The sequence below is a fragment of the Telluria sp. PB2R4 genome (genome assembly GCF_059685695.1).
Window position 1 is genome coordinate 297,313 of sequence record NZ_JCASIC010000006.1, and the last position, 10,462, is coordinate 307,774.

Below are 10,462 nucleotides of genomic sequence, written 5' to 3' on the forward strand. Positions count from 1 at the left end.
CCCGCCTTTTTTCATGCTTCATGTATAGTCGCCCGCATTACAATCAGTGCACGTTTATTGTGCAGACTAATTTCTGATGGGAACGACAATTAGCTTATTCCGACGCTTCGCGATCGTGCTGGCAACCGGCCTCGCGCTCCAGAATGGGGCGCAAGCCCAGGGCACCGTCTACAAATGCGTGGACGACCAGGGACGCGTCGAGTTCACCGACAGCGGCCGCAAAGGCTGCAAGGCCCTCGACCTGCCGGGCTATGCACCGGCCCCGACGCCGCGCGCCTCGGCCCCGATTCCTGCAGTGCGCCCGATGAACCCGGGACCGCCCGCCGCCGTGTCGCCGGCCAGCTTCCCGCGTGTCGACACGGCCCAGCAGCGCGCCCGCGACGACGACCGCCGCGAGATCCTCAACGACGAACTGCGCATCGAGCAGAAGAAGCTGGCCGAGCTGCGCCGCGACTTCAACGGGGGCGAGCCGGAACGCCAGGGCAACGAGCGCAACTACGCCAAGTACCAGGAGCGCGTCGCTTCGATGCGCGACGAGATCGGCCGCACCGAGCGCAATATCGAAGCGCTGCTGCGCGAGATCGGCAAGGTGCGATGAGCGCCGGCGGCGGCCTGCCGGCGCGTTTCGCCGGCCTCGACCTGCTGGCCTCGAGCGTGCTGCTGCTCGGCCCCGCGGGCCAGGTACGCTACGCGAACCCGGCCGCCGAGAACCTGCTCGAGCTGTCGCTGAAATCGCTGCAGCGCGCGCCGCTGCCCGAGCTGTTCGCCAACGGCCTCGAACTGGCCGCCCTGTGCGCGCAGGCGCTGGCGCACCAGTATGCCGACCTGCGCCAGGACCTGGTCCTGCAGCGCAGCGGGCGCGAACCCCTGCACGTCAACAGCATCGTCAGCGCACTGGGCGAAGACGAACTGCTGATCGAGCTGCGCGAGAACGTGCAGCAGTTAAAGCTGGATCGCGAGGAACGCATCCTCGACCAGAGCCAGGCCAACAAGGAACTGATCCGCAACCTGGCGCACGAAATCAAGAACCCCCTGGGCGGCATCCGCGGCGCGGCCCAGCTGCTCGAGCTCGAGCTGCCGCCGCACCACCTGCTCGAGCTGTCCGAATACACCCAGGTCATCATCAAGGAGGCCGACCGCCTCCAGACCCTGGTCGACCGCCTGCTGGCGCCGCACCGCAAGCCCCACATCGTCGGCGACGTCAACATCCATGAAGTGTGCGAGCGCGTGCGCAGCCTGATCCTGGCCGAATTCCCGTCCGGGCTGACCATCCGACGCGACTACGACGCCTCGATCCCCGAGTTCAGGGGCGACATGGAGCAGCTGATCCAGGTGGTGCTGAACATCGCCCACAATGCCGCCCAGGCCCTCAAGGGACGCATTGCCGCGGGCGACGCCGAGATCGTTCTACGCACCCGCGTGGCGCGCCAGGTCACCCTGGCCAAGGTCCGTTATGGGCTGGCATTAGATTTGCATATCATCGACAATGGACCGGGCATCGCACCCGAGATCCGCGACCGCATCTTCTACCCGCTCGTTTCCGGGCGCGAGGGCGGCAGCGGGCTCGGGCTGACGCTGGCGCAGACCTTCGTGCAGCAGCACCTGGGTGTGATCGAGTGCGAAAGCCGGCCTGGACTGACGGATTTCCGGATCCTGCTGCCCTTGCCATAAGCGGGGCTGCAAGGGATGGGACAGGAGCGCCGTGCTCCAAGCCGTGAGTCCCCGAATTATCCATATTGCGGGAAACACGAATACATGAAACCAATCTGGATTGTCGACGACGACGCATCGATCCGCTGGGTGCTGGAAAAAGCCCTGGCGCGCGAAAGCCTGGAGACCCGCAGCTTCGCCAACGCGCACGATGCGCTGGCGGCTTTCGAGCTGGAAGTGCCGCAGGTGCTGGTGTCGGACATCCGCATGCCGGGAGAGTCGGGCATCGAACTCCTGCAGGCGGTCAAGGCGCGCCATCCCGGCCTGCCCGTCATCATCATCACCGCCTTCTCCGACCTCGATTCGGCGGTCGCCTCGTTCCAGGGCGGCGCCTTCGATTATCTTGCCAAGCCCTTCGACATCGACAAGGCAGTCAGCCTGATCCGGCGCGCCCTCGAGGAAAGCCTGCGCGAAGCCAGTGTGGATGCGGCGCCTGCGGAGACCCCCGAAATCCTCGGCCACGCCCCGGCGATGCAGGAAGTGTTCCGCGCCATCGGCCGCCTGTCGCAATCCAACGTCACGGTCTTGATCACCGGCGAATCGGGCAGCGGCAAGGAACTGGTGGCGCGCGCCCTGCACAAGCACAGCCCGCGCGCCCAGCAGCCCTTCATCGCGCTGAACACGGCGGCGATCCCGAAAGACCTGCTGGAATCGGAACTGTTCGGCCACGAGCGCGGCGCCTTCACCGGCGCCCAGGCGATGCGGCGCGGCCGCTTCGAGCAGGCCGAGAACGGCACCCTGTTCCTCGACGAGATCGGGGACATGCCCTTCGATCTGCAGACCCGTTTATTAAGGGTGCTGTCGGACGGCCACTTCTACCGCGTCGGCGGCCACCAGCCGGTCAAGGCCAACGTGCGCGTGATCGCCGCTACCCACCAGAACCTGGAACAGCGGGTGCGCGAGGGCCTGTTCCGCGAAGACTTGTATCATCGCCTGAACGTGATCCGCCTGCGCCTGCCGTCGCTGCGCGAGCGCAGCGAGGACATTCCGATCCTGGCACGCCACTTCCTGGTGCAGAGTGCACGCCAATTGGGCGTCGAGCCGAAGCGCATGAGCGAATCGGCGATGCGTTTCCTGGCCGGCCTGGAACTGCCCGGCAACGTGCGCCAGCTGGAAAACCTGTGCAACTGGATCACCGTGATGGCCCCGGGCCAGACCGTCGAGGTCAAGGACCTGCCGCGCGACCTGACGCAGGGTACGCCGGCGCCGTCGACGCTGCACGATGCCGCCCTGGCCGGAATGGCCACCGCGCCAGCGGTGGCGCCTGGGGCCGCGGCCCCGGGCGGCATGCAGGCAGCGGCGCCGACCTCGCCCGAAGGCTGGATCGCGCTGCTCGAACTGCAGGCCGCCGGCATGCTCAGCGCCGGGCAGACCGACGTCATGGACACGCTCGGGCGCCAGTTCGAGTCGGCCCTGATCAAGACCGCGCTCAAGCACACGCACGGGCGCAAGAACGATGCCGCCGTGCGGCTCGGGATCGGCCGCAATACCATCACGCGCAAGATCGTCGAGCTTGGGATAGATGGCGCACAGGACGAATAAAAGCAATGGTGTAAGCTGCTGCATCATGCACTTACACCCTTGCCCATGCTGATCAACTGCGTCGCCTACCAGGAAGGCAAGAAGCTGTCCGATGTCCCCGTCGAGGACATCAGCGAATACCTGAAACAGCCCGGCACCTTCGTCTGGGTCGCCCTGCGCGATCCGGACGGAGCGGAAATCGCCACCATGCAGGACGAATTCAACCTGCACGAACTGGCGGTGGAAGACGCCGCGCGCGGCCACCAGCGTCCCAAGATGGAAGAGTACGGCGACTGCGTCTTCATGACGCTGCACATCGTCGAGCTCAATGGCGACGAGATCAGCTGCGGCGAGCTGGCCATCTTCGCCGGTCCGAACTACGTGCTGTCGGTGCGGCGCGATGCCAACCGCGGCTTTCTTGGCGTGCGCGCCCGCGCCGAGCGCGAGCCGCACCAGCTGAAAAAGGGCTCGGGCTTCGTGCTGTACGCCCTGGTCGATGCGGTGGTCGACCGCTATTTCCCGGTGGTCGACATGCTCGAATCCGAACTGGAATCGATCGAAGACCATATCTTCGGGCAGCAGGGCGGGCAGCGCGCCAACGTCGAGCGCCTGTATGCGCTCAAGCGCAAGTCGCAGGTGCTGCGCCATGCGGTGGTCCCGCTGATGGATGCGATCGGGCGCCTGCACGGTGGACGGGTGCCCGACGTGGTGGCCGAGACCCAGGACTACCTGCGCGACGTCCACGACCACCTGTTGCGCATCCTGGGCCGCCTGGACACGGTGCGCGACACCATCAATACCGCGATCCAGGTGACGCTGTCGATGGTGGCGATCGAAGAGAACGACATCAGCAAGAAGCTCGCCTCGTATGCGGCGATCTTCGCCGTGTTCACGGCCTTCGCCGGCATCTGGGGCATGAACTTCGAATTCATGCCCGAGCTGAAGTGGAAGTATGGCTATCCGCTGGCGCTGTGCACGATGGCGGGGGTGTGTTTCTACCTGTACCGGCGTTTCAAGAGGTCCGGCTGGCTGTAACGTTGATGATGGTGTTCGTAGGGTGGGCGGGTCTCCCGCCCACGCGTTCAACCGGCGTCAAGATCACCCAGGGTGAGCAACACCCGACAACTATCACCGCGTGGGCGGCGAAGCCGCCCACGCTACGATTTACGGGCGGTAGCGGCGGCGCCACCGCAGGCCAGCACCACCAGCCCGATCGCCAGCCATTGCAAGCCCGTGAGCATCTCACCCAGCACCACCCAGCCGGCCAGCGCCGCAAAGGCCGGCCCGGCGCTGACCAGGATGCCGAACACGCGCTGCGGCAGTCGCGCCAGCGCCGCCATCTCGAGCGTGTAGGGCAGGGCGCTGGACAGCACCGCCACCGCCAGGCCGCCGGCCAGCACCGTGGGCAGCAGCAGGTCCGCGCCGGCATGCGCCACGCCGACCGGCACGGTGAACAGCGCCGCCGCCAGCATGCCCCAGGCGACTGCCTGGCCGCCATTCAGGGTCGATACGCGCTTGCCGAACACGATGTACATCGCCCAGCAGAAGGCCGCGCCCAGCGCATACGCCACGCCCATCGGATCGAGCGGAGCCGAGGTGGCGTTCGCGCCTTCATGGACAGGCGCCAGCAGCCACAGTCCAAAGGCTGCGAGCAGCACCCAGGCGAAGTCGCGCGCGCGGCGCGACGACAGCACCACCACCGCGAGCGGGCCGACCACCTCGATGGCCACCGCGATGCCGATCGGGATGCGGGCAAAAGCGCCGTAGATCAGCAGGTTCATGCAGCCCAGCATGAGGCCGTAGATCGCGAGGTTGAACGCGTCGCGGCGCGCGGGCATCGTGCGCCAGGGGCGCACGATGGCGAGCATGATCAGCGCCGCCAGGCCGACGCGGACGGCGGTCACGCCGGGTGCGCCCACCAGCGGAAACAGGTGCTTGGCCCAGGCGGCGCCGGCGTTCACCGACACCATCGAGGCCAGGATGGCCAGGCCCGGGCCGAGTGGTCCGGCCGCCACGCCTTTGGCAGCGATCACGCAGCCATCGCCAGGGCCACGGCTTCCGCCACGCGGATGCCGTCGACCGCCGCCGACATGATGCCGCCGGCGTAGCCCGCGCCTTCGCCGGCCGGGAACAGGCCGCGCGTGTTCAGGCTCTGCAGGTCGCCGTCGTTGCGCTTGATGCGGATCGGCGACGAGGTGCGGGTTTCGACGCCGGTCAGTACCGCGTCTTCCTTGTAATAGCCCTTGATCTGCTTGTCGAACGCCACGAAGGCTTCGCGCATGGCCGTGATCGCGTACTCCGGCAGCGACGGCGCCAGGTCGGTCAGGTGCACCGCCGGCTTGAACGAAGGGACCACTGAGCCGAACTCCTTCGAGGCCACGCCGCGCACGAAGTCGCCCATCAGCTGGCCCGGCGCGTCGTAGTTGCCGCCACCGAGGACGAAGGCGCGCGACTCGAGTTCGCGCTGGAAGGCGATGCCGGCCAGCGGGTGGCCCGGATAATCCTCGGGCGTGATGCCGACCACGATGGCGCTGTTGGCGTTGCGTTCGTTGCGCGAGTACTGGCTCATGCCGTTGGTGACGACGCGACCTTCCTCGCTCGACGCGGCCACCACGGTGCCGCCCGGGCACATGCAGAAGCTGTACACCGAACGGCCGTTGGAGGCGTGGTGGACGATCTTGTAGTCGGCCGCGCCCAGCAGCTTGTTGCCGGCGTTGGGGCCGAAGCGGCAGACGTCGATCAGCGACTGCGGGTGCTCGACGCGGAAGCCGATCGAGAACGGCTTGGCCTCGACGTAGACGCCGCGCTCGTACAGCAGCTCGAAGGTGTCGCGCGCGCTGTGGCCGATGGCCATCACCAGGTGGCGGGTGGCGATCTCTTCGCCGTTCGACAGGCGCACGCCCTGTACCTGGCGCACGCCGTTTTCCTCGCTCACGTAGATGTCGTCCACCCGCGTCTCGAAGCGGATCTCGCCGCCCAGCGATTGAATCTCGGCGCGGATCTGTTCGACCATCTTCACCAGGCGGAAAGTGCCGATGTGCGGCTTGCTGACGTACATGATCTCTTCCGGCGCGCCGGCCTTGACGAACTCGGTCAGCACCTTGCGGCCGTAATGCTTGGGGTCCTTGATCTGGCTGTACAGCTTGCCGTCCGAGAAGGTGCCGGCGCCGCCTTCGCCGAACTGCACGTTCGACTCCGGGTTGAGCTTGCGCTTGCGCCAGAACCCGAAGGTGTCGACGGTACGCTCGCGCACGATCTTGCCACGCTCGAGCACGATCGGGTTCAAGCCCATCTGGGCCAGGATCAGGGCCACGAACATGCCGCAGGGGCCGAGGCCGACCACCACCGGACGCGGGGTGCCCGGCGCCGGCCGGGCGTCGACAAACTTGTAGCCGGTATCCGGCGCGGGAACGATGTACTGGTCCTTGGCGAAGCGTGCCAGCACGGACGCCTCGCCCCGCACCTCGACGTCGATCGCATAGATCAGGACGATGGCGGACTTCTTGCGCGCATCGTAGCTGCGCTTGAACACGCTGAAGCCGAGCAGGTCGGCATCAATGATGCCGAGGCGGCGCACGATGGCGTCGCGCAGGGCGGGTTCGGGATGGTCGAGGGGAAGCTTGAGTTCGTTAATTCGGAGCATGGTGATTGGGTTGCTGGTGATGCAACAAAGAGGCGCGACAAAAGGAAACGGCCGGGGAAGGCCCGGCCAAACCGCTATTGTACCCAAGAGCCTTTGTATTGGTAGTGTTGCATAAAGCAAACAACAGCTCCCCCCTTCCGTGGGGGACCTTGCCTCCATCACAGCTGTCTCGGCAGTCAGAATTGAGCAGTTTCATCAAAAAACAATAAAATCGCCCAATTTATAATATGTATGCCTAAGTTCCTGTAACTTTAGCAAGAGTTGACCCGTCTTGTGGAGCAATGTTGTCATGAGCTTAGTCCGAGGTGTCGCCATGCGATCGACATGCCGGATAGCCATTCGCCAGCCCGGCCATCCGGCGCTGCGCGTTCGAGACAACGATGTTTCATAGGAGTACATATCATGTTCAGAAAAACAGTGCTGGCGCATGCATTGAGCATCACATTCGCCGCTTCGCTTGGCAGCATCGCCTTCGCCGGCCTTGCCCACGCCGCGTCGAATTCGGCCGGCGACATTGTCGGTCGTGCCGCGGCAGGCACCGTGATTACGATCGAAAACAAGTCGATCGGCCTGACCCGTACGCTGACGGTCAACCAGAACGGTGACTATCAACTGACCATGCTCCCGCCCGGCAGCTACACCGTGCGCGCCAAGCGTCCCGACGGGTCGCTGGAAGAGCGCCTGGTAGCGGTGGCGGCCGGCGAGGGCAGTTCGGCCAACTTCGACGCCGCCGGCCCCAGCACCGTGGTCGTCACCGGCCGCCTGCAGCGCATCGACGTCAAGTCGCCGGAATCCTCGATCATCCTGACCGAGGCGGCGATCGACCGCATCCCGGTGACGCGCGACGTGACCGCCGTGGCCCTGCTGGCGCCGGGTGCGACCCGCGGCGACAGCCGGATCGGCGGCACCGCGCTGCGTACCGGTAACGTGGCCTCGCTGGGCGGTGCGTCCCCCGCCGAAAACGTCTATTACATCAACGGCTTCAACGTCACCAACAACCTGAACGGCGTTGCCTTCAACCAGGTGCCCTTCGAGGGCATCGCGCAGCAGCAGGTCAAGACCGGCGGCTACGGCCCGGAATACGGCCGCTCGCTGGGCGGCGTGCTGAGCGTGACCACCAAGCGCGGCACCAACGAATGGCATGGCGGCGCGAATGCGATCTGGACTCCCGAATCGCTGCGCGGGACCCAGCTGCATCCGGAACGCAGCCCGACCACGGGCCAGTGGTACATGGCGCCGAACCCGGGCGGCACCGACGAGCTGCTGGCCAATGTCTGGATGGGCGGTCCGGTCATCAAGGACAAGCTGTTCGTGTTCGGCCTGGTGCAGGGCGCCGACATCGAGCGCGAGACCTACAACAGCAGCCGCCAGGAGGTCATGAAGAGCAGCACGCCGCGCTACCTGCTGAAGGTCGACTGGAACATCAACGACGACAACCGCCTTGAGTTCACGGGCTTCAGCGACAAGGCCAAGGACAAGGCCTACAACTACGTCTCGCCGGTGGCCTACGGCACCCAGCGCGGCGCCGACCTGGGCAAGGACACCTACACCACCGGCGGCGAGAACTACATCGCCAAGTACACCTCGTGGGTCACGGACGACCTGACGGTGTCGGCGCTGGCCGGCCTGGGCCGCTACAACCGCAAGTCGGACATCACCTCGGCCGCCTGCCCGTGGGTGCGCGACGACCGCACCAGCGCACTGACCCGCTACGGCTGCGCATCGACGAGTTCGATCACCGATCCGAAGGCGAACGACGAGCGCCGTGCATGGCGCATCGACGCCGAATGGAACCTGGGCGACCATGGCCTGCGTTTCGGCGTCGATAACGAGAAATACAAGGTGGTCGACGGCACTTTCTACTCGGGCGGCCTGGTCGAACGCATCTTCACGCTCAATCCGGGCAGTTCGCTGGCGAACGGCTATGTGAACAATACCGGCGCCCCGATCGACTACATCTCGGCCCGCCATTTCGAGAACGGCGGCGCGTTCACGACCAAGAACTCGGCGTACTACCTGGAAGACAACTGGCAGCTCACCAAGAACCTGGTGGCCAACATCGGCGTACGCAACGAGTCCTTCGAAAACCTCAATGCCGAAGACAAGACCTTCATCAAGGTGAAGAACACCTGGGCGCCGCGCCTGGGCCTGTCGTGGGACGTGCGGGGCGACCAGCAGACCAAGGTCTACGCCAATGCCGGCCGCTACTACATCCCGGTGATGTCGAACACCAACGTGCGCCTGTCCGGCGCCGAGCTCGATTACTACGACTACTACGCGTTCACCGGCTCCTTCGGCAGCGACAAGTTCCAGCGCCCCGGCCGCGGCGTCCAGTTGGGGCAGCGCCTGGTGTCCTCGGACGGCAGCGCGGGCGACCCGCGTTCGGTGGTCGATCCGAACATCAAGCCGATGTACCAGGACGAATTCATCATCGGCGTGCAGCAGGCCCTCAGCAACCGCTGGACCGTCGGCGCCAAGCTCACCCACCGCAAGCTCAAGAGCGTGATGGACGACATGTGCAACAGCGAGGGCGCCTATGACTGGGCGATCGCCAACGGCTACAGCACCGGCAAGGCCAACATCCTGTCCGAGGCAATCGGCCACTGCTTCCTGTACAACCCGGGCAAGGACCTGACCGCCAACATCGACTTCGAGGACGGCAAGGGGCTGACAGCGGTGAAGATCCCGGCTGCGTCGCTGAAATTCCCGAAACCCGAGCGTGTCTTCAATTCGCTCGAGCTGAGCTTCGAGCGTGCCTGGGACGGAGTCTGGAACCTGCAGGGCTCCTACGTGCTGGCCTATAACCGTGGCAATACCGAGGGCTACGTCAAGTCGGACATCGGCCAGGACGACGCAGGCATCAGCCAGGACTGGGATTACCCTGGCCTGATGGAAGGCGCCCACGGCTACCTGCCGAACGACCGCCGCCACTCCCTCAAGCTGTTCGGCGCCTACCAGGTGCGCCCGGAATGGCGCGTCGGCGCAAACCTGCTGGTGCAGAGCGGCCGTCCGCTGAATTGCCTGGGCTACTACGGCGGCGACCTGGACACCATTTCGGTGGAGTACGGCGCGGCCTCGTTCTACTGCGGCGGCAAGCCGACCCCGCGCGGCAGCCGCGGCCGCCTGGGCTGGACCAAGGAGCTGGGCCTGCAGCTGTCCTACGAACCGAAGGCATGGAAAGGCACCACCTTCCAGGTCGACGTCATGAATGTGTTCAACGAGCGCGAAGTCTCAGGCGTCGAAGAAGCCGGCGAATCGGCTGCCGGCACGCCGAGCCCGAACTACCTGCGTCCGTTCAACGTCCAGGGCGGCCGCACCGTCCGCATCATGGCGCAGTACGAGTTCTGATGGCGTGAGCCTGGCCGTGCCTGCAACGCAGGCACGGCCTTTTTTTTGGCGCTGTCACCATTACGTATTGATGACTCCGATTGCGATACGCAGCAATTGTTCGACAGAAATAACTCGCTCACCATCAAGTGCCCGATGCCAGCCCAGGTAATTCGGCAGGTAGCGCGAGGCCACGCCATGAAACCGCGCCAGCCACTGGCGCAAGCGCTGGTGGTAGGCGTTCACGGACTGGACATGGAT

At 65.6% G+C, this 10,462-nt stretch carries 7 protein-coding genes and 1 pseudogene; 5 read left to right on the plus strand and 3 right to left on the minus strand.

The genetic code is table 11. The annotated features are described in order from the left end of the window. The first annotated feature begins 76 nt into the window (after positions 1-76). The 4 genes from AC56LU_RS12925 (at position 77) to corA (ending at position 4,266) form a co-directional block, all read left to right on the plus strand. Positions 77-598 carry a DUF4124 domain-containing protein gene (locus AC56LU_RS12925; RefSeq protein WP_497176005.1) on the plus strand — a complete coding sequence of 174 codons (522 nt, stop codon included), beginning with the start codon at positions 77-79 and terminating at the stop codon, positions 596-598. Beyond that, positions 595-1,671, plus strand: coding sequence for a nitrogen regulation protein NR(II) (glnL, locus tag AC56LU_RS12930; RefSeq protein ID WP_497176006.1), 1,077 nt, complete (start codon positions 595-597; stop codon positions 1,669-1,671). The genes AC56LU_RS12925 and glnL overlap by 4 nt, the downstream gene beginning before the upstream one ends. A gap of 84 nt (positions 1,672-1,755) precedes the next feature. Further along, entirely contained in the window at positions 1,756-3,252 is a 1,497-nt protein-coding gene (gene ntrC / locus AC56LU_RS12935) for a nitrogen regulation protein NR(I) (protein ID WP_497176007.1), read from the plus strand. Between the two features lie 45 nt (positions 3,253-3,297). Beyond that, the gene (gene corA / locus AC56LU_RS12940; RefSeq protein ID WP_497176008.1) at positions 3,298-4,266 is read left to right on the plus strand and encodes a magnesium/cobalt transporter CorA; all 969 of its coding nucleotides are present in this window, start codon (positions 3,298-3,300) and stop codon (positions 4,264-4,266) included. 122 nt (positions 4,267-4,388) lie between these two features. On the opposite strand, the gene AC56LU_RS12945 is transcribed toward corA, so the two are convergent. Continuing rightward, positions 4,389-5,201 carry an EamA family transporter gene (locus AC56LU_RS12945; protein ID WP_497176020.1) on the minus strand — a complete coding sequence of 271 codons (813 nt, stop codon included), beginning with the start codon at positions 5,199-5,201 and terminating at the stop codon, positions 4,389-4,391. A gap of 59 nt (positions 5,202-5,260) precedes the next feature. Continuing rightward, entirely contained in the window at positions 5,261-6,874 is a 1,614-nt protein-coding gene (locus tag AC56LU_RS12950) for an NAD(P)/FAD-dependent oxidoreductase (protein WP_497176009.1), read from the minus strand. 402 nt (positions 6,875-7,276) lie between these two features. Here AC56LU_RS12950 and AC56LU_RS12955 point away from each other — a divergent pair, with 402 nt between their 5' ends. Further along, the gene (locus AC56LU_RS12955; protein WP_497176010.1) at positions 7,277-10,222 is read left to right on the plus strand and encodes a TonB-dependent receptor; all 2,946 of its coding nucleotides are present in this window, start codon (positions 7,277-7,279) and stop codon (positions 10,220-10,222) included. 60 nt (positions 10,223-10,282) lie between these two features. Here AC56LU_RS12955 and AC56LU_RS12960 read toward each other — a convergent pair. Further along, positions 10,283-10,462, minus strand: a pseudogene (locus tag AC56LU_RS12960) (IS1595 family transposase); the annotation flags it as partial.

Excerpts from the sequence above, each read along its gene's own strand:
- AC56LU_RS12925 (WP_497176005.1), top strand. The coding sequence starts at position 77 with ATGGGAACGACAATTAGCTTATTCCGACGCTTCGCGATCGTGCTGGCA.
- glnL (WP_497176006.1), top strand. The coding sequence starts at position 595 with ATGAGCGCCGGCGGCGGCCTGCCGGCGCGTTTCGCCGGCCTCGACCTG.
- ntrC (WP_497176007.1), top strand. The coding sequence starts at position 1,756 with ATGAAACCAATCTGGATTGTCGACGACGACGCATCGATCCGCTGGGTG.
- corA (WP_497176008.1), top strand. The coding sequence starts at position 3,298 with ATGCTGATCAACTGCGTCGCCTACCAGGAAGGCAAGAAGCTGTCCGAT.
- AC56LU_RS12945 (WP_497176020.1), bottom strand. The coding sequence starts at position 5,201 with ATGGTGTCGGTGAACGCCGGCGCCGCCTGGGCCAAGCACCTGTTTCCG.
- AC56LU_RS12950 (WP_497176009.1), bottom strand. The coding sequence starts at position 6,874 with ATGCTCCGAATTAACGAACTCAAGCTTCCCCTCGACCATCCCGAACCC.
- AC56LU_RS12955 (WP_497176010.1), top strand. The coding sequence starts at position 7,277 with ATGTTCAGAAAAACAGTGCTGGCGCATGCATTGAGCATCACATTCGCC.